At 68.5% G+C, this 25,557-nt stretch carries 19 protein-coding genes, 1 pseudogene and 1 riboswitch; of the genes and pseudogenes, 14 read left to right on the plus strand and 6 right to left on the minus strand.

Going from position 1 to position 25,557, the window contains the following annotated elements; genetic code table 11:
* The first annotated feature begins 167 nt into the window (after positions 1-167).
* The 4 genes from G1H10_RS05090 (at position 168) to G1H10_RS05105 (ending at position 6,748) form a co-directional block, all read left to right on the plus strand.
* Entirely contained in the window at positions 168-1,736 is a 1,569-nt protein-coding gene (locus G1H10_RS05090; protein ID WP_163733647.1) for a GH39 family glycosyl hydrolase, read from the plus strand.
* Between the two features lie 5 nt (positions 1,737-1,741).
* A complete protein-coding gene (locus tag G1H10_RS05095) occupies positions 1,742-2,431 on the plus strand; it encodes a hypothetical protein (RefSeq protein ID WP_216852917.1) in 690 nt (229 codons plus the stop codon).
* Entirely contained in the window at positions 2,428-4,566 is a 2,139-nt protein-coding gene (locus G1H10_RS05100) for a beta-galactosidase (RefSeq protein WP_163733652.1), read from the plus strand. The genes G1H10_RS05095 and G1H10_RS05100 overlap by 4 nt, the downstream gene beginning before the upstream one ends.
* A gap of 73 nt (positions 4,567-4,639) precedes the next feature.
* Positions 4,640-6,748: an alpha-glucuronidase gene (locus tag G1H10_RS05105; RefSeq protein ID WP_163733655.1), complete on the plus strand. Its 2,109-nt coding sequence runs from the start codon at positions 4,640-4,642 to the stop codon at positions 6,746-6,748.
* A gap of 53 nt (positions 6,749-6,801) precedes the next feature.
* Here the strand turns inward: G1H10_RS05105 and G1H10_RS05110 are convergent, their stop codons facing one another.
* The 3 genes and pseudogenes from G1H10_RS05110 to G1H10_RS05120 form a co-directional block, all read right to left on the minus strand.
* Entirely contained in the window at positions 6,802-8,478 is a 1,677-nt protein-coding gene (locus G1H10_RS05110; RefSeq protein WP_216852918.1) for a PHP domain-containing protein, read from the minus strand.
* Positions 8,479-8,713: 235 nt separating this feature from the next.
* A pseudogene (locus G1H10_RS05115) lies at positions 8,714-9,085 on the minus strand (type II toxin-antitoxin system PemK/MazF family toxin); the annotation flags it as partial.
* Between the two features lie 164 nt (positions 9,086-9,249).
* On the minus strand, positions 9,250-9,633 hold the full coding sequence (locus G1H10_RS05120) for a VOC family protein (RefSeq protein ID WP_163733658.1): 384 nt from the start codon (positions 9,631-9,633) through the stop codon (positions 9,250-9,252).
* Between the two features lie 219 nt (positions 9,634-9,852).
* A riboswitch (ZMP/ZTP riboswitch) is annotated at positions 9,853-9,941 on the plus strand.
* A 52-nt stretch (positions 9,942-9,993) separates the two neighbouring features.
* Between G1H10_RS05120 and purH the strand changes: the two genes are divergently transcribed.
* From purH to G1H10_RS05155, 7 genes are all read left to right on the plus strand, one after another.
* A complete protein-coding gene (purH, locus tag G1H10_RS05125) occupies positions 9,994-11,685 on the plus strand; it encodes a bifunctional phosphoribosylaminoimidazolecarboxamide formyltransferase/IMP cyclohydrolase (protein ID WP_163733660.1) in 1,692 nt (563 codons plus the stop codon).
* Between the two features lie 151 nt (positions 11,686-11,836).
* Complete coding sequence (locus tag G1H10_RS05130; RefSeq protein ID WP_163733663.1) at positions 11,837-12,715, plus strand: bifunctional methylenetetrahydrofolate dehydrogenase/methenyltetrahydrofolate cyclohydrolase; 879 nt, start codon at positions 11,837-11,839, stop codon at positions 12,713-12,715.
* A 106-nt stretch (positions 12,716-12,821) separates the two neighbouring features.
* Positions 12,822-13,367, plus strand: a complete 546-nt coding sequence (locus G1H10_RS34415; RefSeq protein WP_163733665.1) for a helix-hairpin-helix domain-containing protein — start codon at positions 12,822-12,824, stop codon at positions 13,365-13,367.
* A 213-nt stretch (positions 13,368-13,580) separates the two neighbouring features.
* A complete protein-coding gene (locus tag G1H10_RS05140) occupies positions 13,581-14,708 on the plus strand; it encodes a citrate/2-methylcitrate synthase (protein WP_163733668.1) in 1,128 nt (375 codons plus the stop codon).
* Between the two features lie 2 nt (positions 14,709-14,710).
* Positions 14,711-15,055 carry a DUF3017 domain-containing protein gene (locus G1H10_RS05145; protein WP_246219208.1) on the plus strand — a complete coding sequence of 115 codons (345 nt, stop codon included), beginning with the start codon at positions 14,711-14,713 and terminating at the stop codon, positions 15,053-15,055.
* A 21-nt stretch (positions 15,056-15,076) separates the two neighbouring features.
* Positions 15,077-16,066 (plus strand): malate dehydrogenase, encoded by a 990-nt coding sequence (locus G1H10_RS05150; protein ID WP_163733671.1) that lies wholly within the window; start codon positions 15,077-15,079, stop codon positions 16,064-16,066.
* Between the two features lie 106 nt (positions 16,067-16,172).
* Complete coding sequence (locus tag G1H10_RS05155; protein WP_163733674.1) at positions 16,173-17,390, plus strand: NADP-dependent isocitrate dehydrogenase; 1,218 nt, start codon at positions 16,173-16,175, stop codon at positions 17,388-17,390.
* 213 nt (positions 17,391-17,603) lie between these two features.
* Here G1H10_RS05155 and G1H10_RS05160 read toward each other — a convergent pair whose 3' ends face one another.
* Together G1H10_RS05160 and G1H10_RS05165 are read right to left on the minus strand one after the other, a co-directional pair.
* Positions 17,604-18,980: an FAD-binding oxidoreductase gene (locus G1H10_RS05160; RefSeq protein WP_163733677.1), complete on the minus strand. Its 1,377-nt coding sequence runs from the start codon at positions 18,978-18,980 to the stop codon at positions 17,604-17,606.
* 146 nt (positions 18,981-19,126) lie between these two features.
* On the minus strand, positions 19,127-19,594 hold the full coding sequence (locus G1H10_RS05165) for a pyridoxamine 5'-phosphate oxidase family protein (protein WP_163733680.1): 468 nt from the start codon (positions 19,592-19,594) through the stop codon (positions 19,127-19,129).
* 149 nt (positions 19,595-19,743) lie between these two features.
* On the opposite strand from G1H10_RS05165, the gene G1H10_RS05170 reads away from it, so the two are divergent.
* The gene (locus tag G1H10_RS05170) at positions 19,744-20,607 is read left to right on the plus strand and encodes a hypothetical protein (protein ID WP_163733683.1); all 864 of its coding nucleotides are present in this window, start codon (positions 19,744-19,746) and stop codon (positions 20,605-20,607) included.
* A 214-nt stretch (positions 20,608-20,821) separates the two neighbouring features.
* On the opposite strand, the gene G1H10_RS05175 is transcribed toward G1H10_RS05170, so the two are convergent.
* The gene (locus G1H10_RS05175) at positions 20,822-21,850 is read right to left on the minus strand and encodes a siderophore-interacting protein (protein WP_163733686.1); all 1,029 of its coding nucleotides are present in this window, start codon (positions 21,848-21,850) and stop codon (positions 20,822-20,824) included.
* Positions 21,851-22,141: 291 nt separating this feature from the next.
* On the opposite strand from G1H10_RS05175, the gene G1H10_RS05180 reads away from it, so the two are divergent.
* Both G1H10_RS05180 and G1H10_RS05185 read left to right on the plus strand, forming a co-directional pair.
* Entirely contained in the window at positions 22,142-24,040 is a 1,899-nt protein-coding gene (locus G1H10_RS05180; protein WP_216852920.1) for a glycoside hydrolase family 2 protein, read from the plus strand.
* A complete protein-coding gene (locus tag G1H10_RS05185) occupies positions 24,037-25,527 on the plus strand; it encodes a sulfatase-like hydrolase/transferase (protein WP_163733688.1) in 1,491 nt (496 codons plus the stop codon). The genes G1H10_RS05180 and G1H10_RS05185 overlap by 4 nt, the downstream gene beginning before the upstream one ends.
* Positions 25,528-25,557 lie beyond the last annotated feature (30 nt).

Below are 25,557 nucleotides of genomic sequence, written 5' to 3' on the forward strand. Positions count from 1 at the left end.
GGGCCAGATCGTCGCGGGGCTCCTCACAGGTCGACGCCCGCGCCTACCCGGGAGGGGAACTTCTCCCTCCCACCTTTCGTGGGTCCGCTGCGGTGTGGGGGTCTCCATCTGCCAGAGCGGCGTAGTCCGCCTTGCTGTGCTCGACTGGAAGAAGGAGTGGGTGAGACGTGCGCGTTGACGTGCCGGTGGAGCCGGTGGGGGTGTTGGGCGAGGCGTGGCGCGAGTGTGTGGGCACGGGGCGGGCTGAGTTGGCGTTGCGCGCCGACTATCTGGAGTCGTTGGCGTTCGTGCAGGAGGCGATCGGGTTCCGGCACGTGCGGGGGCACGGGCTGTTCAGCGATGGCATGGGCGTATATCGGGAGTACGACGGGGCCACGGGGCGGGCAGTGCGGCACTCGTTCACGTATGTGGATCGGGTGGTGGAGGGGTGGCTCTCGCGTGGGATCCGGCCGTTTCTCGAGTTGGGGTTCATGCCGAGTGACCTGGCGTCCGGAGACCAGACCGTGTTCTGGTGGAGAGGCAACGTGACGCCGCCGCGCTCGTATATCGAGTGGGGTGAACTGGTGTCGGCGACGGTTCGGCACCTGGTGGATCGGTATGGCCTGGACGAGGTGCGACGGTGGCCGATCGAGGTCTGGAACGAGCCGAATCTCGACATTTTCTGGCGCGACGCTGATCAGGACGAGTATCACCGGTTGTACGAGGTGACGGCGAGAGCGGTCAAGGACGTCGACGCCGAGCTGCAGGTGGGCGGCCCGTCGCTCGCACCGGGCGGCGACGAATGGTGGGAGCCGTTCGCGGAGTTCGTCACCGCCAAGGACGTACCGATCGATTTCGTCAGCCGGCACGCCTACACGTCCGGGCCGGCACAACCGGTGCCGTTCGGCGTGTACCAGACGCTGCGCCCGCCGTCGTCGTTGCTGGAGCAGTTTGCCGCCCCGCGATGGCACCTGCACGGCACCGCGCTGGCGGACCTGCCGGTGCACATCACCGAGTTCAACTCCTCCTACCGGCCGGACAACCCGATCCATGACACCGCGTACAACGCCGCCTACCTCGCCCCGGTGCTGGCGGGCGGCGGCGAGCTGGTCGACTCGTTCTCTTACTGGACGTTCTGCGACATCTTCGAGGAGGTGGGCGTCCCGACGTCGTTCTTCCACGGCGGGTTCGGGTTGGTGACGCACGGCGGCATCGCCAAGCCGACGTTCCACCTGTACGCGTTCATGGCCCGGTGCGGCCGGCACGTGCTGGCCCGGGGCGACGATCACCTCGTCACCCGGGATGACGACGGCCGCGTCGCGATCCTCGCCTGGCAGCCGGTGGGCGGCTCCGACGACGGTCCGTACGGCAGCGCCCCCGAGCGGCACCGGATCGGTCTCGACGTTCCGGTCGGTGGTCAGCTGCCGGTGACGGTCGTCCGGCGCCGAGTGGACGAGGAACGCGGCAACGCCTGGACGCTGTGGCGTGAACTCGGCGCCCCGCGGCACCCGAGCCGCCGCCGGCTCGAGCTGCTGCGGGAGGCGTCGCAGCCGGGCGTCGAACACTTCTCCCTCGCCCCGGGGCCCGGCGGACGGGTGACTCTCGACCTGACGCTCGCCCGGCATGAGGTCACCCTGGTGGAGCTGCTGCCGGCGGGGATGGAAACCGGTGTTGCGGGGGTCGACGGCGCCGCCATCATCGACGACGGTCGGCTCCTGGGCCACAGTCCGGCGGACTCGGAGGATGCGCGACGATGAGTGCCGTGGCGAGCGATCGAGAGTTCGGCGACGGCCCGCTGGCCCGGGGCGCGGCGGCCGTGTACCACGCGCTGGTGCTCGAGTTCCTGCTGGTGCTGGCGTCGTCGCCGGGGCTCGTTCTGCTGTTCTCACTGGTGCCCGACCGGTCGAACATCCCGCTGGCGGCGCTGGCCCTGGTACCGCTCGGCCCCGCCCTGTCCGCGACGGTCTTCGCCTGGCGTGCGGTGCTCACCAAGGGCGGGCTGGAGCCGGCACGGCACTTCTGGCGCGGATACCGGCTGAACGCGCTGGCCGTGCTGCGCTGGTGGGTGCCCGCCCTGGCGGTGCTCGCGCTGCTGGGGATCGACGTGGCGTACCTCGACGCGGTAGGTGCGCTGGACGGGACCGCGCGCGCCGTGCTCGGGCTGATCCTCGTGCTGCTGGCCGTCGTCGTCATGATCGTCGCGATGCATGCGCTCGTCGTGACGTCGCTGTTCGAGCTGCGCACGCGCGATGCGTTGCGGCTGGCGCTGCACCACGCGGGACGGTTCCCGCTCGCGACGCTCGGTCTGCTCTCGCTCGCGTTGCTGGCGTTGGGCGTCGTCGCGCTGACGTCGGACTGGGTGCTGGTCCTGCTCGGCGCCGTCTTCGCGCTGCTCCTGCTGCACAACGCGAAGCCCATCATCACCGACATCGAGGAGAACTTCACCGCATGACCTCCTCCGCTCCCCATCCGGGTGACCTGATCCGCGACAAGATCCCGTACGGCGGGGACTACAACCCGGAGCAGTGGCCGCGCGCCGTCTGGGACGAGGACCTGGCCGCGTTCAAGCTGGCCCACATCGACACGCTGACCATCGGCGTCTTCGACTGGGCACTGCTCCAGCCGGACGAGGACACCTACGATCTCACCGTCCTCGACGAGATCGTCGAGACCGCGGCCGGAGCCGGAAAACGTCTGGTCATCGCCACCGCCACCGGGGCGATGCCGCCGTGGCTGGCACACCGGCACCCCGAGGTCTGCCGCACCGACTTCGAGGGGCGCCGCCACGTGTACGGGCAGCGGCACAACGCCTGCCCGAGTTCGCCGGTGTTCCGGCGGTTGTCGGCGGCGCTGGCGGACCGGATCGCGCAGCGCTACGCCGGCCATCCGGCGCTGGTCGCCTGGCACGTCGGCAACGAGTATGGCGGCGCGTGCTACTGCGACACCTGCGCCGCCGCATTCCGCGAGTGGCTGCGCGTGCAGCACGGCTCGCTGGAAGCGCTGAACGACGCCTGGAACACCACGTTCTGGTCGCACCGGTTCACCGACTGGGAGCAGATCGTGCCGCCGAATGCGCTCAGCGAGCACTGGCGCGGGCCCAACCACACGGCGTTCCAGGGCATCACCTTGGACTACCTGCGGTTCACCTCGGACGCGATGCTGGCGAACTTCGTGGACGAGAAGGCGGCGATCCGGCGGTACGACGCGACGACACCGGTGACGACCAATTTCATGGGCATGTACCGCCCGATCGACTATCACCGCTGGGCCGCGCACCTGGATTTCGCCTCGTGGGATAACTACCCGCCGGACGATCGCGCGCACGCCCGGATGGCGTTGACGCATGACCTGATGCGGGGGTTGAAGGACGGTGCGCCGTTCTGGTTGATGGAGCAGACGCCGACGATGACCGCGTCGCGTGACGTGAACCCGGTCAAACGGCCCGGCGTGATGCGGCTGTGGTCCTGGCAGGCGGTGGCGCACGGCGCGGATGCGGTGCTGTTCTTCCAGATGCGGCAGTCGCGTGGGGCGTGCGAGAAGTACCACGGTGCGGTGCTCGATCATGCCGGGCGTACGGACACGCGCAGCTTCCGGGAGGTGGCGGCCCTCGGCGAGGAGCTGAAGCGGCTGGGCGACGCGGTGCTGGGCGCGCGGACGCCGGCACGGGTCGCGTTGCTGTTCGACTGGGACAGCTGGTGGGCGGCGGAGATCACCGACGGGCTGAACCGGCACCTGCGGTATCCGGACGTGGTGATGGCGTATCACCGGGCGTTGTGGCAGGCCAACGCCGGAGTCGATGTCGTTCCGGTCACCGCGGACCTGTCCGGCTACGACGTGGTGGTGGCCCCGCTGCTGCACATGATCAAGGGTGACGTGGCCGAGCGTCTGGAGCAGGTGGCGGCGCGCGGCGGCACGGTGCTGACGACGTTCCTGTCGGGGCGTGTGGACGAGCACGACAACGCGTTCTTGGCGGACGTTCCCGGTCCGCTCGCGAGCATGTTCGGGCTGCGGGTGGAGGAGACCGACGCGCAGCCGCCGGACGTCGTCAACCCGGTCCGGCTCGCCGATCCGGACGACGACGCAGCAGCCGGAGCCTCTGCCAACGCCGCCGGTGCATCTGCCGAAGCCGCACACGCCGCCGAGGCCGGCGTGGTGACCTCCGAGGCGCGGCTGACGTTCGAGGTGGTGATCCCGCAGGGTGCGCAGGTGATCGGTACCTACGGCGCGGACTTCTACGCCGGGACCCCCGCGGTGACCCGCAACCGCGTCGGCGACGGTGGCGAGGCCTGGTACGTCGCGACGTCGCTGGACGACGCCGGGGTCGAGTGGGTGGTGCGACGGATCCTGGACCGGCACGGGCTGGTCGGGCCGTACGCGGACGTCGAGGACCTGGAACTGGCCGTGCGCGCCGCCGACGACGGCACCCGTACCGCCTTCCTGCTGCATCACGGTCGCGAGCCGGTCGACGTCACGCTGCACGCCGCCGGCACCGACCTGCTCACCGGGCAGGAGTACGCGCACGGGCAGACGGTGCACCTGGAGCCGACCGATGTGCTCGTGATCCAAGAGCGCCCGGAATCTAGCTGATGGAATGCGACTTTGGGGCGCTACAGCGCCCTGAACTCGCATCTGACAAACCTGTACGTGTCTGGGGAGTGAAATGAGCGGCATCTCGTCCGGCGTCGATATACATCCCGCGTGGTTGCCCAGCGAGGCGTTCGGCGTGCTCGGTTCGAAACGGACGCTCGTCGTCGGGAGCGGTGTACTGGTCGAGACCGTGCGCGATGAAGTGCGCGGCGCGTCGTCGTCGTACGGCGGGCGTCTCCTCGACGGTGACGACGACGGCAGCGGCCACGACGGTGACCACGGCGCCGACGTGGTGCTGGGGACCGGCGCAGCGTTCGGCGACGACGCACGTGCAGCTGCCGGGCCGGAGGCGAAGGCAGCACTGGACGAGGCGATGGCGGTCGCGGGCAGTGCCGGCGATCGGGAACCGCTCGGGCGCGAGGGCTTTGTGGTTGCTCGCCGGGCCGGGGTGACCGTCGTCGTCGGTGGTGACGGACCCGGGCTGCTGTACGGGATGTTCCACCTGCTGCGCTTCCCCGAACTCCTCACCGGCCCGGGCCGGCCGGCCGAACGCCACGAGCCGGCGCACGATCTCCGCATGCTGGACCACTGGGACAACGTGGCCGTGCATCCGGTGATGGGCCAGGTCGAGCGTGGATATGCCGGCGGCTCTATCTTCTACGACGACGGCGAGGTGCGCGCCGACCTCTCCCGCGGCGAGCAATACGCCCGGCTGCTCGCGGCGACGGGCATCAACCGGGTCGCCATCAACAACGTCAACGTCCACGCGCGCGAGGCGCGGCTGCTCACCGAGGACCTGGGCGAGGTGGCCCGGATCGCCGAGGTGTTCCGGCCGTGGAGCATCCGTGTGCATCTGTCGGTCAACTTCGCCTCTCCGATCGTGCTGGGCGGGCTGGAGACGTCCGACCCGCTGGACGAGAAGGTGCAGGCGTGGTGGGCCGATGCCGCCGCTCGCGTGTATCGGGCGGTTCCGGATTTCGGCGGATTCGTCGTCAAGGCGGACTCCGAGGGGCAGCCGGGCCCGTTCGCGTACGGACGCGACCACGCGGACGGTGCCAACCTGCTCGCCCGGGCGCTCGCCCCACACGGCGGCGTGGTGCACTGGCGGGCGTTCGTCTACAACCACCGGCAAGACTGGCGGGATCGGTCGACCGACCGTGCCCGCGCCGCCTACGACCACTTCGCACCGCTGGACGGCCGGTTCGAGGACAACGTCATCGTGCAGGTCAAGCACGGCCCGATGGACTTCCAGGTGCGCGAGCCGGTGTCCCCGGTGCTCGCCGCGATGCCGCGCACCCGGCTGGCGGTAGAGCTGCAGGTCACCCAGGAGTACACCGGCCAGCAGAAGCATGTGTGTTATCTCGGGCCGTACTGGAGCGAGATTCTCCGCTTCCGGCCCTGGGGAGCGGGAGCCCTCGGCAGCGCCGGGATCGCCGTGTCGGACCTGGCACGCGGCGGGCTTGCGGCGGTCTCCAACGTCGGCGACGACCGGTTCTGGACCGGGCATCCGCTGGCGCAGGCCAACCTGTACGCGTTCGGCCGGCTGGCCTGGGAGCCGGAGCTGGACCCGAGCGCGGTGCTCGACGAGTGGATCGGGCTGACCTTCCCGGGCGCGGACGACGCGGTGCGTGCGTCCGTCCACGAGGTCATGGACGGTTCGTGGCGCACGTACGAGAACTACACCGCGCCGATGGGCGTCGGATTCATGGTGCGGCCCGGGCATCATTACGGGCCGGACGTCGACGGCTACGAGTACACGGCGTGGGGGACGTACCACTTCGCGGACCGGGATGGTGTCGGGGTCGACCGGACCCGTGCGACCGGGACCGGCTTCACCGGGCAGTATCCGGCGCCGTGGCGCGACATCTATGAATCGCTCGCGCAGTGCCCGGACGAGCTGCTGCTGTTCTTCCACCACGTCCCGTACGGTCACGTACTGCACAGCGGGACGACGGTGATCCAGCACATCTACGACACCCACTTCGCCGGGTTCGAGGAGGTCGAGCGGATGGCGGAGCGCTGGGAGACACTCAAGGGCCGCATCCCGGATGACGTCTTCGCCCGCGTCGCGGAGCGACTGGACGAGCAGTTGGGCTCCGCCCGGGAGTGGCGGGACCGGCTGTGCACCTACTTCTATCGCAAGTCCGGGGTGCCCGACGCGTGCGGCCGCACCATCTACTGAACGGTGGCGAGAGCGGGCGGGAGCCTCGTACGTCGAGGGTCGGTAGCGGCCCGTCACCTGACGCTGGCGAAGATCGGGTTGGTGTAGAACCAGAGGTCTTCCCACGGGTTAACCTCGCCAGGCACGTCCATCGCGGGTCCGGCCGGGTCGATGTCGGCGCCCAGGAAGCCGGGCTGGCTGCGTTTGCCGTCGGTGCCGCGGATGCGCAGATAGATGTCGTGTTCGACCTCGACGACGTACGTGAGCTCGATCGATCCGGTCTTGCCACTGGTGTCCCAGGACTTCACCACTCTGGTGTCGGGCGCGTAGAGCGTGTCGGGATCGTCGGTGGGGCCGGTCACTCTGCCGAGGATGAGATCGACGCGGGCCAGTTCGGGTAGAAGCCCTGCATAGTTGACTCGGTCGGCAAGGTCGATGGTGACGGTCAGCTCAACTTCGGTTCCGGCCTGGACCGACAGGTTCTCGCCCAACGTCACCTCGCGTCCGCGGCCCCGGTACCTGCTGGAACGCAATTGCACGTCGAGCCCATGAATCAGATCGCCGAAACAGGTCCACATGCGTCCGGCACGCATCGCCTCCATGACGGCCTGGTGGCTGAAGTCGGTGGCTCCGACCCACGTCTTGTTGTAGGCACCGGGCGGGAAGGAGCTGTACTCGGCGACGGGTCGGCCGGTACCGATCGGCGGCGGGTAGACGCCGGTGGTGTTGAACGTGTCGCCGTCGTCGTTGTACGGCAGATTGTCGTAACCGGTCTGATTGAGCGGGTCGACGGGGTTCTTGACCCAATCTCCGCAGCCCTGATGCCCGTCCGACGTGGTGGTGATCCACCACTTGCGGCCTTCGGACAGGAGGCTGTCCCAGAGGCCGCCGACGGTGGCGGTCATCCAGTCATAGCCTCCCCAGGTGCGGTAGCTCTCCTCGGGGTAGCCCGGGAAGGAATGACCACCGGGTCCGCTGTCGTAGAGGCCACGGCCACGCGCCATGCCTGGTGCAGGCAGACCGGCGGCCTGGTGGCCGGGCGCGCCTTCGAAGCCGATGACGATGCCGGGCGCGGCGTCTTGCCAGGCGCGAAGCTCCGCCGGGGAATCGATGCCCTTGCGGGAGGGGTGGTTCGGCAAGATGAGGGCATCGGCCAGCCGTCGGGAGTCGATCATGCTCTGGACGAATCGGATCGCCTCGATCGCCAGCGCCTCGTTCGCGGGAGTGCCGTCACGGGCATCGACCACGCGGGCGTCGTAGGCGTCGACGAACTCCTGAAGGACCTCGGCCTCGGACCGGCCGGGCGCCATCATGAACGTCGTGTGCTCTCCGGCCGGGATGTTCCACTCCAGGCCGTTGAAGATCAGCAGGTTCTCGCCGTAGCGCTCGCGGGCCGCGGCGATGTCGGCGCTCTGGGGCGCGATGCTGTAGGTAGCGAAGGGAACGTTGCCGTGGTCGGTGATGACGATCCAGTCCAGGCCGCCGGCGACGGCCCGGGCAGCCTGGTCATCGATGCGGTACATCGCGTCGTTGCTGTACTGGCTGTGCAGATGGTGGTCGCCGGCAAGCCAGACGTATCGGCCCCGCCGGTCCCTGGCGCGCGTGGCGCCCGGCTCGGCCTCCGCACGCACGGGAGCGCTGGCCAGCCCAGCGCCGACCAGCCCGATGCCGGCGAGCCCGGCTCCGCGCAGGAAGCCACGCCGGCCGGTCTGCGCGACAGAGGCGTCCATCTCGATGTCCTGAGTCGTCACGGGGTTCCTATCGGTGGGATGGCTCCCGGCGCGGCTCGGCCGGAACATCCCCGATGATCGTTACCGCGATGGACTTCCGTCTGAATCGCTACCGACCACGAATTGACCTCACCTTGAATAGTGCCGGTCGGGAGGGATTGGGACGGCGATCCAGCACATCTACGACACCCATGTCGCCGGTGTCGAGGAGGACGAGCGGATGGCGGAGCGGTGGGGAGGTACTGCGTACTAGGACCTACCGCGGATTTCGCGCCAAGTCGAGATTGACCTGATCACTGCCTTCGTCGTGTTCAATGTCGACATAGTCGTCGAGATCGAGGTAGTTGAACACAGCTGCTGCAAGACGCGATAGCTCAGGCGGGGCCAGACGTCCGCGATGCCTGCGCAGCTCGCCTTTGGGCACTGTGTGTATCCCTGTCACGTTGATCCACGACTGTGGATGTCCCGTCAAGCCCGCTTCTGGTCGGACCTCGACATGGGTTGTGACCGGCCCCTCGGATCCAGTGATCTCAGCGACGGTGATCGAACCGAGCCGGGGAATCAAGGCGTTGGTCGTCAGGATCACGCAAGGCCTGGTTCCAACGGGTTGCGGGAACTGTACGGCCCAGACGTCGCCTCGGAACGCTGGTCAGTCCCAGTCGGTCCGAATCTCCGCCCTGGTGCCATCGGGGTTGCAGAAGGCGTGGCGAACGCAGAAGCGCCCAGTCCAGAGGCAGGACTAGGCGCTTCCGTCGCTTTCGGTGACTGCTCTTATCTGCTCCTCGTTCCCGGCTAGGACGAGGACGCGACCTTCCACAGGTAGCCGTCCGGGTCGCTGAAATAGCCGAAGCTTCCCCACTTCGTCGCGGTGGCCTCCTTCACGACGGTGGCACCGGCCGCCACCGCGTCGCGCATGGCCTCGTCGACGGCCTCGGACGTGTCGACGATGAAATGGAGCGAGAAGCCCCGGAAGCCGGACCCCTCGGCGGAGACGCCGGCGTCCTTGGCCACCTGCTCCCACGGGTACAGCGCCAGCGAGGACGACCCCTCGCCGAGGTCCAGCCGGGCGAAGCCGGGGTATTCCTGGGTGACGGTGCCGCCGAGGTCGGCATAGAACTGCTTGGCGCGCGCCAGATCCGAGACGCCGAGCATGATAGCGGTCGCCTGTACGGGCATGGTTACCTCCGTGTCGATTGGTGTCGGTTGGTGTCTGCGTTCGTGGAATCACGCTAGACGCCGCTCGCTGGCTGGTGCTTCTTGATTCCTGACCGGTCTGGTGATTCCTGACAGAGCCCGCCTCGTCGGCGTCGGCGTCACCGTGACCGGTACCGCGGTCGGTCGCACACCTCGCGGCGTCGGAGGCAACCACCCGCAGGACGTTGTGGGTGCTACAGTTGGCGGCGTCGTGACTGGCGCTGGGTGGATCACCACCGGGGAGCGACACACCAGCAGCAGACCGCAGGTCGGACGCCTGGGCCTGGGTCGAACGTCGTCCGCGGCTGACCTCGCGTGGGCCGCTGCTCGCTGAGGAGAGAGATGAGCGCCACCTCCACCCCCGACTTCGCTTCCCCCGGCTCCGCTTCCGCTGGCTCCGCTTCCGCCGGATCCGCTTCGCCAACCTCCCCTGATCCGTCCGCTGCTACCCGCGCGTCTGATGCTCACGGCACATCCGACGGACAGATCCCGGTTGCCCGCGCGCTGATCAGCGTCTATGACAAGACCGGCCTGGAAGATCTCGCGCGTGGACTGGCCGAGGCCGGCGTCGAGATCGTCTCCACCGGATCGACGGCGTCGCGGATCGCCGACGCCGGGGTTCCGGTCACTCGGGTCGAGGAACTCACCGGTTTCCCCGAATGCCTGGACGGCCGGGTCAAGACGCTGCACCCGCGGGTGCATGCCGGGCTGCTGGCGGATCTGCGCCTGCCCGCCCACCGCGACCAGCTTGCTGACCTGGAGATCGATCCGTTCAACCTGGTCGTGTGCAACCTGTACCCGTTCGCCGACACGGTCGCCTCGGGCGCCGGCGCGGACGAGGTGATCGAGCAGATCGACATCGGCGGTCCGTCGATGGTGCGGGCGGCGGCGAAGAACCACGCCAGCGTCGCCGTCGTCGTTGATCCGTCCCGCTACGGCGAGGTACTCGCGGCGGTCCGCGCCGGCGGATTCAGCCAGGCCGAGCGGCAGCGGCTCGCCGCCGACGCGTTCGTGCACACCGCCACCTACGACGTCGCTGTCGCCTCCTGGATGGGCAACGTGCTGACCGACACGTCCGGCGGCAGCGGCTTCCCGGCGTGGGTCGGGGCCACCTGGGACCGGGCGTCGGTGTTGCGGTACGGCGAGAATCCGCACCAGAGCGCGGCGCTCTACCGGTCCGGGCACGGTCCGGCGGGTCTGGCCGGTGCGGAACAGCTGCACGGCAAGGAGATGTCGTATAACAACTACGTAGACGCCGACGCCGCCTGGCGGTCCGCGCACGACTTCGCCGAGCCGGCCGTCGCCGTCATCAAGCATGCCAACCCGTGCGGGATCGCCGTCGGCGCGGACGTCGCCGAGGCCCACCGCAAGGCACACGCGACCGACCCGGTCTCCGCGTTCGGCGGCGTGATCGCGGTGAACCGGCCGCTCACGGGCGCTGCGGCGGAGCAGATCGCCGACGTGTTCACCGAGGTCGTCGTCGCGCCTGAGTTCGATGAGGACGCACTGAAGATCCTCACGCAGAAGAAGAACATCCGGCTGCTGCGGGTCGCCGACGACGCGCGCGGCCCGGTGGAGACCCGGGCGATCTCGGGCGGACTGCTGATGCAGCGTGCCGACCGGGTGGATGCCCCCGGCGACGATCCGTCCTCGTGGACGCTGGCCACCGGTGATCCGGCGGACGAGCGGACGCTGGCCGACCTGGTCTTCGCGTGGCGGGCGGTGCGGTCGGTGAAGTCGAACGCGATCCTGCTGGCGTCCGACGGCGCCGCGGTCGGCGTCGGGATGGGCCAGGTCAACCGGGTCGACTCGGCGCGGCTGGCGGTCGCCCGGGCGGGCGAGCGGGCCGCCGGGTCGGTCGCGTCGTCGGATGCGTTCTTCCCGTTCCCGGACGGGCTGCAGGTACTGATCGACGGCGGGGTACGGGCCGTCGCCCAGCCGGGCGGCTCGGTCCGCGACGACGAGGTCGTCGCCGCCGCGCGCGAGGCCGGCATCACCATGTACCTGACAGGTTCGCGGCATTTCTTCCACTAGGCGCGTGCGCTCTGCGGCATGGTGCGCTGAATGCTTCCACAGATCAGGACAAATGGCGCGTGCCAGCGAGCACTCGGCGCACCATGCTTGCTAGGGCGAGCCTGACCAGCTTCGATGACACTGCTTCCACGATGATGTTGGAGAGACGACGATGACGGCGAAGATTCTTGACGGCAAGGCGACGGCGGCGACCATCAAGGCAGAGCTGAGCGAACGGGTCGCCAAGCTCACGGCGGCGGGCCGGACGCCCGGGCTCGGGACGGTGCTGGTCGGCGACGACCCGGGCTCACAGTGGTACGTCAACGGCAAGCACCGGGACTGTGCCGAGGTCGGGATCAACTCGATCCGTCGCGACCTCCCGGACACCATCACCCAGGCGGAGCTGGAAGCGGTGGTCGACGAGCTGAACGCGGACCCCGCCTGCACCGGCTACATCGTGCAGCTGCCGCTGCCGAAGCACATCGATACCGAGGCGATCCTGGAGCGGGTCGACCCGGACAAGGACGTGGACGGGCTGCACCCGACCAACCTGGGCCGGCTGGCGCTGGGCGTGAACAAGGAGATCACCTCGCCGTTGCCGTGCACGCCGCGCGGCGTCATCGAGCTGATGACGCGGCATGGCATCGAGCTGGCCGGGCGGGACGTCGTCGTCGTCGGGCGCGGGGTGACGGTCGGGCGGTCGCTGCCGCTGCTGCTGACGCGCCGTGCGGTGAACGCGACGGCGACGCTGACGCACACTGGGACCGCCGATCTGAACGCGCACCTGCGCGGCGCCGACGTGATCGTGGCGGCGGCCGGGGTGCCGAGGATCGTGACCGCGGAGAACGTGAAGCCGGGCGCCGTCGTGCTCGACGTCGGCGTGAGCCGGGAGCCGGATCCGGAGACCGGGAAGTCGAAGATCGTGGGCGACGTCGACCCCGGCGTGTACGACGTGGCCGGCTGGGTGTCCCCGAACCCCGGCGGCGTCGGCCCGATGACCCGCGCCATGCTCCTCTCCAACGTCGTCGAAGCCGCCGACCGCCACGCCTAAATGATCATGTGAAGTGGGTTTTCTCCTGCTCTACCATGCCTGCAGACCTGTTGGAGCACGAGAAGACCTACCAAACATGATCATTTAGGTTCCCGGGGGTGGGAGTGTGACAGATGTCCGGCAGTTTCGGCGGGCCGCGCTGTCGCTTCAGGAGGTCGAAGAGCAGAGCGCCGCGCACGGCGTGGTCTCGTTCGCGGTGGCCGACCGCACATTCGCGTCGGCGAACACCGCGGACGTGGACGTGTCACTCCATCTAGGCGAGGAAGAGCAGGCGGATTTCCTGACGTCGCACCCGTCCGCCGAACGTCTGATTGACGGAACGACGCCGATTGGTGTCCGCATCTCGCTTGCGGACATTGACGGCCAGCAGCTCAACCATTGGGTGCGCCGTGCCTGGCTCGCGAACGCTCCGCAGCGGCTCGTCGCACACGCGACTGTTGCGGAAACCGCGACACCCGGGAAGGTCGGTGACTTACCCAAGGCGATTGGGCGGCCCGCGACCCAGGCGCTTGTCGACGCCGGCATCACGTCGCTCGCGCAGGTGGCCGAGTTGACCGAGGCCGAGCTGAAGGCGATGCACGGCGTTGGGCCGAAGGCGATCCGAGTCCTCAAGCAGGAGCTGGACACGACCGGACGTTCGCTGAAGAGCTGACCCCTGGAGCGGCCTGTGCGGTACCCGACGCCGCTCTAAATGATCATGTGAAGTGGGTTTTCTCGTGCTCTACCATGCCTGCAGACCTGTTGGAGCACGAGAAGACCTACCAAACATGATCATTTAGGTGTCGACGGGTGGGCGGGCGACGGAATCGGGCTTACGCTTCGGTAGGGTGGCGGCGACTCCACAGACGAGGAGGTCCCATACCTGATGGCCGACAAATCTTCGCGTGGCCTCGCCGACGTCGTCGCGGCCACTACCTCGATCTCCGATATCGACGGTGAGCAGGGCCGCCTGTTCTATCGCGGCTATGACATCCACGACATCGCGCAGCGCATCTCCTTCGAGGAATGCGTCCATCTGCTGCAGCGAGGCATCCTGCCGAACCGGCAGCAGCTGGACAGCCTGACGGCGGATCTCGCGTCGGACCGCAGAATCGGCCCGACGACGGAGGCCCTGTTGCCGCACGTGTTCCGCAGCGGCACTCCGATGGAGGCGCTGCGCACACTGGTCTCGTCGCTGTCGGTGGACGACCCGGACGCCGCGGATTCCTCTCTCGAGGCGGACCGGCGCAAGGCGACGCGCCTGGTGGCGCAGATGCCGATCCTGGTGGCCCGGTACGAGGCCGCGCGCAACGGCCGCGAGGTCGCAGACCTCGACCCCGAGCTGGGTATTGCGGGCAACTTCCTGCTGCAGATCACCGGTGAGCGGCCGCAACACCGTGCGGTGGAGATCTTCGACGCCTGTCTGGTGCTGCACGCCGACCACACGATGAACGCCTCCACGTTCACCGCCCGGGTCATCGCCGCGACGCTCTCCGACATCCATTCCGCCATCACCGGTGCGATGGGTGCGCTGCGCGGGCCGCTGCACGGGGGCGCCAACGAGGCCGTGATGAAGACGCTGAGCTCGATCGACGGCGACGTCGACCAGGTCGACGGGTTCGTCCGCGGCGAGCTGGAGGCCGGCCGGAAGCTGATGGGCTTCGGCCACCGCGTCTACAAGACCGAGGACCCGCGCGCCACCCATCTGCGCAAGATGAGCGAGGAACTGGCCGAGCTCACCGGTAACCGGCGCTACTTCGACTTCTCCCGCCGCATGGAGGACGTGGTGATGGAGGAGAAGGGGCTATACCCGAACGTCGACTTCTACGCGGCCAGCGTCTACCACGCGCTCGGCATCCCAACCGACCTGTTCACCCCGGTGTTCGCGATCTCCCGGATGAGCGGCTGGACCGCCCACGTCATCGAGCAGCACGAAGACAACCGGTTGATCCGGCCGGCCAGCGAGTACACCGGCCCCCGCGATCAGCGCTGGGTGGAGATTTCGCAGCGGTGACCATGAGCAAAGCGTCCGACGCCGGAAAACGCAGCCGATGGGCCGTCGCTGCGGAACGGCGCATGACGCCGGCCAGCTGGTTCCGTGCCGTGTTCCGGCAGTGGCCGTTCCTGGCCGCGCTGGGGATCGTCGTCGGTGGTCTGGCCGTCGTCGCGAACGACCACTTCAAGCGCGGCACGGTCATCATCGCCGGCGGGATCTGCATCGCCGCGTTCCTGCGACTGGTCCTCCCGAACTCCCGGGCGGGCCTGCTGCTGGTGCGTTCGCGTTTCCTGGACGTGCTCACCCTCGCGTTCCTGGGCGGCGGTACGCTCATTGCCGCCCTTATCGTTCCGCCTCCGAGTTAGCGAGTTTGTAGGAGAACTGCCATGGTTCACGCCCCTGTCACTGTGACGGTCACCGGTGCTGCCGGCCAGATCGGGTACGCCCTGCTGTTCCGGGTCGCGTCCGGTCAGCTGCTCGGCCCGGAGACCCCGGTCAAGCTACGGCTGCTGGAGATCCCGCAGGCGGTGAAGGCGGCCGAGGGCACCGCCATGGAGCTGGACGACTGCGCGTTCCCGCTGTTGAAGGGGATCGACATCAGCGACGACGCGCGCCAGGCGTTCGACGGCGTCAACGTGGCGCTCCTGGTCGGGGCGCGGCCGCGGACCAAGGGCATGGAACGGGGCGACCTGCTGGAGGCCAACGGCGGCATCTTCGGCCCGCAGGGTGAGGCGATCAACGCCGGCGCCGCCGACGACGTCCGGGTCCTCGTCGTCGGTAACCCGGCCAACACGAACGCACTGATCGCGAAGGCGCACGCGCCGGACGTCCCGGCGGACCGGTTCACCGCGATGACGCGGCTGGACCACAATCGGGCGCTGTCGCAGCTGGCGGCCAAGACGGGCGCGGCCGTGGACGAGATCACCAAGCTGACCATCTGGGGCAACCACTCCGCCACCCAGTACCCGGACATCTTCCACGCGGAGATCGGCGGCAAGAACGCGGCCGAGGTCGTCAACGACGAGGCCTGGCTGGCGGACGAGTTCATCCCGACGGTCGCCAAGCGCGGCGCGGCGATCATCGAGGCGCGCGGCGCGTCGTCGGCGGCGTCGGCGGCGAACGCGGCGATCGACCACGTGCATGACTGGGTGCTCGGGACGCCGGAGGGCGACTGGACGTCGGCCGGACTGGTGTCCGACGGCTCGTACGGGGTACCTGAGGGGTTGGTGTCGTCCTTCCCGGTGGTGTCCCGGAACGGCAGCTGGGAGATCGTGCAAGGGCTGGAGATCAACGACTTCTCCCAGCAGCGGATCGACGCGTCGGTGCAGGAGCTGGTGGAGGAGCGGGACACGGTCACGTCTCTGGGCCTGATCTGATCTCTCCGCTGCGGTCCCGGCCGTCGACGATGCCGGCGGTCGGGAGGCCCGCGCAGGTTTGATATCTTGACGTCGAGAGAAATCGTGAATCCAGGAGCGTAGACCCATGGCGAAGATCAAGGTAGCCGGACCCGTCGTCGAACTCGACGGCGACGAGATGACACGGATCATCTGGTCGTTCATCAAGGAGCGGCTGATCCACCCGTACCTCGACGTGGATCTGCGCTACTACGACCTGTCGATCCAGAACCGCGACGCCACCGACGACCAGGTCACCGTCGACGCCGCGAAGGCGATCAAGGAGCACGGCGCCGGTGTGAAGTGCGCGACCATCACGCCGGACGAGGCGCGGGTCGAGGAGTTCGGCCTGAAGAAGATGTGGCTGTCGCCCAACGGGACCATCCGGAACATCCTGGGCGGTGTGGTCTTCCGCGAGCCGATCATCATCTCCAACATCCCACGGCTGGTGCCGGGCTGGACCAAGCCGATCATCATCGGCCGGCACGCGCACGGCGACCAGTACCGCGCGACCAACTTCAAGGTGCCCGGCCCCGGCACGGTGACCATCACCTACACGCCGGCCGACGGCTCGGAGCCGATCGAGCACGAGGTCGTGCAGATGCCCGAGGACGGCGGCGTCGTCATGGGCATGTACAACTTCACCAAGTCGATCGAGGACTTCGCGCGGGCATCGTTCTCCTACGGCCTGCAGCGCGGCTACCCGGTCTACATGTCCACGAAGAACACCATCCTCAAGGCCTACGACGGCGCCTTCAAGGACATCTTCGCCGACGTCTTCGAGCGCGAGTTCAAGGCCGATTTCGAGGCCGCCGGCCTCACCTACGAGCATCGGCTGATCGACGACATGGTCGCCGCCGCGCTGAAGTGGGAGGGCGGCTACGTCTGGGCCTGCAAGAACTACGACGGCGACGTCCAGTCCGACACGGTGGCGCAGGGCTTCGGTTCGCTGGGCCTGATGACCTCGGTGCTGATGACGCCGGACGGCCGGACCGTGGAAGCAGAGGCCGCACACGGCACCGTGACCCGGCACTACCGCCAGCACCAGCAGGGCAAGCCGACTTCCACCAACCCGATCGCCTCGATCTTCGCGTGGACACGCGGCCTGATGCACCGCGGCAAGCTGGACAACACCCCGGAGGTCACCGGTTTTGCGCAGGCCCTCGAGGATGTCGTGATCAAGACGGTCGAGTCCGGCACCATGACCAAGGACCTCGCGCTGCTGGTCGGCGACGACCAGGAGTGGAGCACCACCGAGGACTTCCTCGGCGCGCTCGACGAGAACCTGGCCAAGCGCCTCGCCTGAGGACACTCTCCTCCCCTCGACGCCACGGCACACTTTTCTCCGCACAACGGCCTGCCGACCGAGCACCATCACGCTCGGTCCGCAGGCCGTCGTCCGTTTCCGCCTCGAGTCTCGCGTCACTTTCCGTCTTCGACAGACGCGCGGCTGGGCGACCGTCGCCTACGGCGTTGCCTGTTGGCCGTCGCCCTACGGCGTTGCCTGTTGGGCGGTCGCCTACGGCGTTGAACGCGGTGCCGGCTCGATGTTGTGGTTGAGGTGGAAGACGTTGTCCGGGTCCCACGTGTTCTTCAGCGCGGTGAGCCGGGCCAGGTGCTCGGGCGGGTACGCGCGCTGGACGCCGGCCCGCCCCTCGTCGGTCAGGGCATTGACGTAGGCGCCGCTGGCGTACGGTGCGAGCGACGCGCCGTATCTCCGGGCAGCCGCGATGCGCGCCTCGTCCTCGGCCGGGTCTTCCCACTTCGCCGCCGCGACGAACTCGACCAGAGTGTCACGGTGGCAGAACGCGGTCGCGGCGTCGGCGACGTCCGATATCGCCCCACCGTAGGCCTGCAGGCTGGCGTTCGGCAGCGCCTCCCCGCGCCCGTCCGGCGCCCCACGCATGAGGAACGCGTCGATGGCGGCGTCGGACAGTTCGCGGAGGTAGTGACCCTTCCAATACCGGCGGAAGGTGTGACCTTCGATGTTGTCATCGATCCGTTGCAGGTCCACGTAGTGCAGCTCGTGTGCCTGCTCGGCCATCGGCCGGCCGAGCGAGCGTAGGTCGGCGAGCAGCGACGCGGCGTCGTCGGGGTCGCCCACCCATACGAAACCCACCCCGGCGCATGGTTCGCCCTGCTGGGCGCCCGCCCAGGCGGTCATCGTGGCGGCACGTGGCGCCGTGGCGATGAGATCCCGCCAGCCTCGCATGACGCCGGGAGCGTCATCGAGGCTGAACGTGAGATCGGCCAGGAACGTGCGTCCGGTCACGGGGTGCAGCTGGAACTCGAACTCCGTGACCACCCCGAAGTTCCCGCCGCCGCCGCGCAGGCCCCAATACAGCTCCGGGTTCTGGTCCGCACTGGCTCGCACATTCCGCCCGTCGGCGGTCACGACCGTGAAAGAGACGACGTTGTCACAGGACAGACCATGTTGCCGGGCGAGCCAGCCCATCCCGCCACCGAGGGTCAGACCGCCGACGCCGGTATGCGAGACGTTGCCGGCGGTGGTCGCCAGCCCGTGCGGCAGACTCGCCCGATCGAGCGCGCCCAGCAGCGCTCCGCCCTCGACGCGTGCCCGTCGCCGTGCCGGATCGACGTGCACCTGGTTCATCGTGGTCAGGTCGATCATCAGCCCGTCTTCGGGGACCGCATGGCCGACCACGCTGTGCCCGCCGCAACGCACTGCGACCTCGAGGCCGGCATCCTGGGCGTAACGGACCGCGACGGCCACGTCGTCCGGGCCGGCGCAGCGCACGATGACGCGGGGCTTGCGGTCCACCATTGCGTTCCACACCGCACGAGCGTGGTCATAGCCGTCGTCTCCCGGCATCAGCACCGCGCCGCCGATCCGGTCTCGCAGAGCTGACAGGCTTGTGCCACTCGCGCTGGTCATCGCGGTCCTCCCAGGAGTGAGACGTCGTGCCACACCATGCGAACGGTAGGGCGGCCATGCGTAGAGACACGATCAGCGGGCCGATGGTTGCGTATAGCATCGCACCGATCGCCGCAGGTGCCTATACACGATGGCGAACACTCCTGTTAGGCGCCGTTGCCGTACCAGGAAGCCTGCAGCTGCGCCCAGACCTCGCTCTGGTCGTTGCTCAGCCAACGCTCGGGCCGCATGCGTACCAGGATCGTCCGACGACTCATCTGGGTGTCGACGTAGTTCTGGGTGTCCCCGGGGTTGAGGTAGCGCCCGGCGACGGCGCGGAGCTGGTCCGGCGTCGGCGACTCCTCCCAGGTCGCCGGCCCTTCCACGGTGACGTAGCGGTACGGCAGGTCTTCGGTGTGGACGCTGAGGCTGAATCGTCCGGCCTGGCGCAGGAGCTTGTCCTTCACCGAGCCGGCGTCCATGAACACCTCGACGTCGCCGCCAGGTGTGTATCCGTACCAGACGGGCACGGACAGCGGCGCCCGTTCCCGGTCCGGCCGGGCGACGGTGAAGATGCCGATGCGAGTCTCGGCGAGGAAACGCTCCCGGGCGTCGGCAGCCATGGCCATACTCATGTGAACACCTGATCTTTCACTCGTGCTTCGATGACGGTTACCAGTCAAGGCGGTGGACCCGCGTCCCGCGATGGTTCAGCGTCTCGACCCGATGTCCGGGCGTCGAAAAGCGTTCGCGCCTGGATCCCGGGCCGCGTAACGTCGCAGCTATGGTCGATGTGGAGACGTTCCGGGCGCTGGCGCGGTCGTCGCCGTGGCTGTGGTCGTCAGTCCGTCTGACGCGGACCATAGTGGGGCGCGACGACGGCGAGCAGGTGCGCGCCTGGATCCGCCGCCCCGGCCGGATGCGGGTGGAATACCTCGAACCATCGAAGCGGCCGCCGTACGTGGTGGACGAGCGCCGCAGCGCAGGCCGGGGGCGTAGCCTCATGGTCAGCATGCGTAGCGGCCAAGGCGAGGACGAGGGCGGAGTCGAAGGCGACGGCTACATGCCGCTGGTCTACGCGGATGACGTGCCGGATACGCCGGATGAGGCGCCGCCGGCGGACGTGCACGCGCCGCAGGACCCGGAGGCGCCACAGCCGGTGTGGCGCGCGGACGGACTGGTGGCTCGTCGTGCCGACGACTTCATGGTGTCCTACGACGATCCGATGCACGTCAACTACTACTGGGTCGCCATGCTCGACCCGAGGGAGCTGGCCGACGGTGCCGACCCGGACGAGCCGCCGGAGCGCAACGCCGTTCGTCCCGTCGGTGTGGACGTGCTGGACTTGGAGGAGACGGAGCGGCACGGCCGTCCCACGGTGGTCGCCACGGTACGTCCGGCGCCCACCTATGACCCACGCTGCAGCTGCTGCGCGCTGCTATACAACGACGTCACGGTCGCCATCCTGCAGGAGGAAGGCGGGCCGGTGCCGGAGCCGATGCCGAGATTCGCTGACGCACATCGGGTGGCCCTGGATCGGCAGACCGGCATCTGCGTGAGCATCCGTGACATCGGCGGCGACGCCGACGGCGAGGGCTACGAGGTCGAGGAGGTCGACGCCGCCTACCCGGAGACGCTGTTCCGCTGACGATCCTCAGCGTCCACGCGCCGGTAGTCGCTGCTGCCGCTGCGAGTCAGCAGGCCGGGAGCAGCCGCACGCGCAGCCGTGCTACACGCTCGTGCGTCGCGGCGTCCTCTGGGTACCCCACCAGCCGACCGTTCTTACCGAGGCCTGACGTGCCGCAAACTACCGCCCGATCCGCCGACGTGTCGAAGGCTTTTCAACGACGACGGTGGTCCGCTCAGTCGAGCGAGCGACCTAGTCGCCAGTAACCCATGAAGGTGACCGCGCCCTTGTCGACGCCGCGTTCGCGGACCAGGTGTCGCCGGATGGCCTTCACCGCGCCCGCCTCACCGGCGACCCAGACGTAGATGCTGCTGGTGGCGCCTGCGGCAACCTCCCAGAGCACCTCGAGGTCGATGTCGACGGTGTCGACCGCGGACGCGTCGTCCGATGCCGATCTGGGGGTGCCGAAGTCGGCGGAGGTGACGGCGTCGACCAGGGGCTGCCCGTTGGCCGCGGAGGCGCCGTCCTCGCGGCGCCGCGGCAGCCAGGTGATCTCGGCATGCGCCGGCGCGCGCAAGTCCAAGGCGTCCGCGGCGTCGGGAACCTCCAGGAAGACCCGGACGCGCGGACGTCCGGCGGATGGAGTCTCGTCGCTGTGCGGGCTGTCGCACAGGCGCTCCAGGATGCCCGCGATGGCCGGGACCGCGGTCTCGTCGCCGGCGATGATGATGTCACGTGCGCTGACCGGCGGGTTCCACTCGTACCCGCCGCTGTCGGCCGGGTAGAGGCGGTTGGGTCCGATCAGGACGAGCTCGTCGCCGACGCGCGCACCGGCGGCCCAGGACGCCGCCGGGCAGCTGATCTCGCCGTCGTCGGCGGGCCCGGCGTGCGTGCCGTGCACGTCATGCAGGACGAAGTCGACGTCCAGCTCACGACGGCCGGGACGGACCGCCCGGATGGTGTAGGTGCGGATGAATCCGCGGGTGTCCGGATCGGAGTTGCGGTACTGGGCGTACCAGTCGGTGAGCGAGAACTCGGGTAGACCTTGTCCGGGGCGTGGAATGTAGAGCTTGATTCGCTGGTCCGGGCCGTCGTGGCCGAACTGATCGAGGTCGTCACCGGTGAAGGTGATGCGTAAGAACGACGGGCTGAGCGGCTCCAGGCGGGCGACGGCGACCCGGAAGGGACGCCACGGCAGCGTGCTGGTGTCGGTCGTCGCGGCAGCGTTCAGCGCACCCGGGTCCGCGTCGGCGGTGATCGTCATCGTGTTCCCCGTACGAAGGTCATGTTCTCAGCATAGGCGAAGCTAACTTAGGCGAGCCTAAACGTACACGTCGAGTTTCGCAACGGCTGCATGGCGTGCTCTTCCGCGTGGCTTCACCCCCGGCGCTGTTTCTCCCTCCCACACCTCCGTGATCATCGGCGAACGAACGGCGTCACTGTGCGGTCGGCGGTTGATGATTGCGGAGGTTGAGTCTGGAGGGGGTCGACATGACGTGATTTACTACGTTGTACACAACGTTGAAAATCGGTGGCAAGGAGTTGAGCACGTATCGTGACCGAGGAGACACCACACCCGAGGCCCCTTCTCCGGCGTCCGCGATGGACCGACCTGAACGGAACGTGGCGGTTCGCATTCGACGACACGGATCAGGGCATTGCGCAGCGATGGTTCGACTCGCCGGACGGCGTGTTCGACCGCACCATCGAGGTGCCCTACCCGCCGGAGTCGAAGCTCTCCGGAGTCGCGGACACGTCCTTCCACCCCGTCCTGTGGTACGAGCGGACGTTCGTCGCCGAGATCCGTGCGGACGAGCGGCTACTCCTGCACTTCGGCGCCGTCGACTACCGCGCCACGGTGTGGGTCAACGGTCACAAGGCCGGCGAGCACGAGGGCGGGCACACGCCGTTCACGCTCGACATCACCGAGGTCGTCGACTTGTCCACCGAGTGGCAGACGCTGGTGGTGCGGGCCGAGGATGAGCCCACCGACACAGGGCAGCCGCGCGGCAAACAGACCTGGAACGCCGAGCCGTCGGGCATCTGGTACGACCGGACCAGCGGGATCTGGCAGACGGTCTGGCTGGAGCCCGTGCCGGCCGTCCACATCGATCAGGTCGTCACGGGTCTCGCGGCGGCCGACGGCGCCGTCGACGTCGAGATCGTGATCGACGGCGTCCGCGACGCCACCGGCACCGTCGACGTCACGCTGACCCTCGACGGCGAGCTGCACGCGACCTGCACCGTGCCGGTTCGGAGCAGTCAGGCCCGATGCATCGTCTACGCCCGGCTCTTCCTGCCGTCGCTGCTGAACGATCACCGGCCGCCGATCCTGTGGACACCGGAGTCGCCGACCCTGTTCGACGTCGACGTCCGGCTCAGCACCGAAGCGGGGACCGACGAGGTCACCAGCTATGCCGGTCTCCGAGAGGTCTCGATCGCCGACGGTGCCTTCCGGCTGAACGATCGGCCGTACTACCTGCGCATGGTGCTTGAACAAGGATTCTGGCCGGAGTCGCATCTGGCCGCGCCGAATGACGACGCCCTGCGCCGCGAGGTGGAGCTGATCAAGGAGCTCGGATTCACCGGAGTGCGCATCCATCAGAAGGTCGAAGATCCTCGGTTCCTCTACTGGTGCGACCGTCTCGGGCTGCTCGTGTGGGGCGAGATGGCCAACGCGCAGATGTTCTCGGGCGAGGCGGCCGACCGGTTCACCCGGGAATGGCTGGAGGTCGTCGACCGCGACCGCGGGCACCCGTCGGTCGTCACCTGGGTGCCGCTGAACGAGAGCTGGGGCGTCCCGAAGATCGGCACGTCTGCACGGCAGCAGCACTACGCCCGTGGCCTCTACCACCTGACCAAGGCGATCGACCCGACTCGTCCGGTGATCGCGAACGACGGGTGGGAGCACACCGAGACCGACATCCTCGGCATACACGACTACGCCCCGGACGGTGCCGGTCTACGCAGCCGCTTCGGCGACGCCGACGCGGTCCGCCGCACGCTGGCCGGGGTGGGGCCGGCCGGCAGGAAGCTGATGCTAGATCACACGAATAGCCAAAGCAACAACGGCGCCAACGGCGACGGCTATTCCGACGTCGACGGCCGGCCATTGGTCATCACCGAATACGGCGGCCTGTCCTACACGCCGACCAGCGGCCAGCGGTGGTACGGGTACCGCGCGGTGGACTCGGCGGAGGAGTTCAAGCGCACCTTCGAGGACCTGACCGACGCGTTGTTGCAGAGTCCGCAGGTGGCCGGCTTCTGCTACACCCAGCTCACCGACACCATGCAGGAGCGAAACGGCCTGCTGACCGAGGACCGGGAACCGAAGCTCCCGGTGGAGGTGATCCGCGACATCGTCAGACGGCCGAGCAGCGCGTTCCCGCAAGAGCTGGTCGACGCCCACCGTCGTCGTGCCCGTGAAGCCGCCGAGGAAGGCGGCCCGGCATGAGTGCTCCGTACCTGAATGGTCAGCGAACCGATGCTCCGAACGTCCTCATGGTGATGACCGACCAGCACCGAGCCGACCTGTCCGCGGCGGAGGGGTATCCGCTGGACACGATGCCGTTCCTGGATGGGCTGGCGGCGTCGGGCACCAGGTTCCGGCGCGGGTACACCACCGCGCCGGCCTGTGTGCCCGCGCGCACGAGCCTGGTCACCGGGCGGTTCCCGTCCGCTCATCGAGTGCGGCAGAACTCGGCCGTGCCCGAGGTGCTGCGAGGCGAGGATCTGCTCGACGTCCTCCGCGACGCCGGCTACGGCCTGCACTTCGCCGGAAAGACCCACGTCTACCGCAATGGCGAGGACGATTACGACTCGTTCTCCGGGCCGTACTGGCATGTGCAGGCGCCCGACCGCACGGACGAGGAGGAGCGGTTCAGCGCATGGCTGCGTTCGATCGACCACGGCCCGACGTCGGAGCCGACTCCGTTCCCGCTTGAGGTGCAGTATCCCTACCGGATCGTCTCGGACATGATCGCCTCGCTGCGAGGGCGTGACCGCGACAAGCCGTTCTTCTCCTGGGTCTCACTGCCCGAGCCGCACAACCCCTATCAGGTGCCGGAACCGTACTTCTCGATGTTCGGGGAGCAGGACCTGCCGGATCGCGCGTGTGGCCCGGAGGCCGCCGAGGCGAAGGGCGGGGCGTGGCGGTGGCTGCGCGAGGTGACCGAGGAGAAGAGGCCCGGATACGACGACGGGTGGCGGCGGTACCGGGCGAGCTACCTGGGCATGCTCCGGCTGATCGACGACCAGCTCCGGCGCTTGATCGGTTTCCTCGAAGAGGACGGCGTCCTGCGGGAGACCATCATCGTGTTCATCTCTGACCACGGTGACTACGTGGGTGACTACGGGCTGCAGCGCAAGGGGGCCGGGATGCCGGAGGCGCTGATGCGGATTCCGTTCATGATCACCGGACCCGGGGTCGCAGCCCGAGACAACCATGACGACTTCGTCTCCCTGGTCGACGTCTTCCCCACGCTGTGCGAGGCGGTCGGCCGGCCGATCCCGTACGGCGTCCAGGGCCGGAGCCTGTGGCCGATGCTGACGGGCGAGACGTATCCGGCGGCCGAGTTCGACAGCATCTACGCCGAGCGGGGCTACGGCGGCCTGCCCTACGACGCGGACGAACGCCCCGCGCTGCATTTCTCCTACGACGGTGAGGTGTACGACGAGCTCAACAGCGTCACCCAGAGTGGGACATCGAGGATGCTCCGGCACGATCACTGGAAGCTCATCTACCACGTCACCGGCGACGTCGAGCTGTACGACGTCGATGCGGACCCGATGGAGCTGACCAATCTCGAGGCGGATCCGGCGGTCGCGCATGTCCGTGCCGAATTGATGGAGCGGTTGCTGCGATGGTCGACCCGCGTCGTCGACGATCTACCGGTTGCCGCCTACACGCCGAAGCGCGCGCCGCACAACTGGCACGCCTGACCCCACCAGCCCATGATCATGAACACTAAC

The sequence above is a fragment of the Phytoactinopolyspora halotolerans genome (genome assembly GCF_010550675.1).
GTDB lineage: Bacteria > Actinomycetota > Actinomycetes > Jiangellales > Jiangellaceae > Phytoactinopolyspora > Phytoactinopolyspora halotolerans.

Bases quoted from the DNA above. Each gene is read 5' to 3' on its own strand.
- G1H10_RS05175 (WP_163733686.1), bottom strand. From the start codon at position 21,850: ATGACGATCACCGCCGACGCGGACCCGGGTGCGCTGAACGCTGCCGCG.
- G1H10_RS05120 (WP_163733658.1), bottom strand. From the start codon at position 9,633: ATGCCCGTACAGGCGACCGCTATCATGCTCGGCGTCTCGGATCTGGCG.
- purH (WP_163733660.1), top strand. From the start codon at position 9,994: ATGAGCGCCACCTCCACCCCCGACTTCGCTTCCCCCGGCTCCGCTTCC.
- G1H10_RS05105 (WP_163733655.1), top strand. From the start codon at position 4,640: ATGAGCGGCATCTCGTCCGGCGTCGATATACATCCCGCGTGGTTGCCC.
- G1H10_RS05160 (WP_163733677.1), bottom strand. From the start codon at position 18,980: ATGACCAGCGCGAGTGGCACAAGCCTGTCAGCTCTGCGAGACCGGATC.
- G1H10_RS05130 (WP_163733663.1), top strand. From the start codon at position 11,837: ATGACGGCGAAGATTCTTGACGGCAAGGCGACGGCGGCGACCATCAAG.
- G1H10_RS05155 (WP_163733674.1), top strand. From the start codon at position 16,173: ATGGCGAAGATCAAGGTAGCCGGACCCGTCGTCGAACTCGACGGCGAC.
- G1H10_RS05165 (WP_163733680.1), bottom strand. From the start codon at position 19,594: ATGAGTATGGCCATGGCTGCCGACGCCCGGGAGCGTTTCCTCGCCGAG.
- G1H10_RS05170 (WP_163733683.1), top strand. From the start codon at position 19,744: ATGGTCGATGTGGAGACGTTCCGGGCGCTGGCGCGGTCGTCGCCGTGG.
- G1H10_RS05185 (WP_163733688.1), top strand. From the start codon at position 24,037: ATGAGTGCTCCGTACCTGAATGGTCAGCGAACCGATGCTCCGAACGTC.
- G1H10_RS05140 (WP_163733668.1), top strand. From the start codon at position 13,581: ATGGCCGACAAATCTTCGCGTGGCCTCGCCGACGTCGTCGCGGCCACT.
- G1H10_RS05150 (WP_163733671.1), top strand. From the start codon at position 15,077: ATGGTTCACGCCCCTGTCACTGTGACGGTCACCGGTGCTGCCGGCCAG.
- G1H10_RS05100 (WP_163733652.1), top strand. From the start codon at position 2,428: ATGACCTCCTCCGCTCCCCATCCGGGTGACCTGATCCGCGACAAGATC.
- G1H10_RS05145 (WP_246219208.1), top strand. From the start codon at position 14,711: ATGAGCAAAGCGTCCGACGCCGGAAAACGCAGCCGATGGGCCGTCGCT.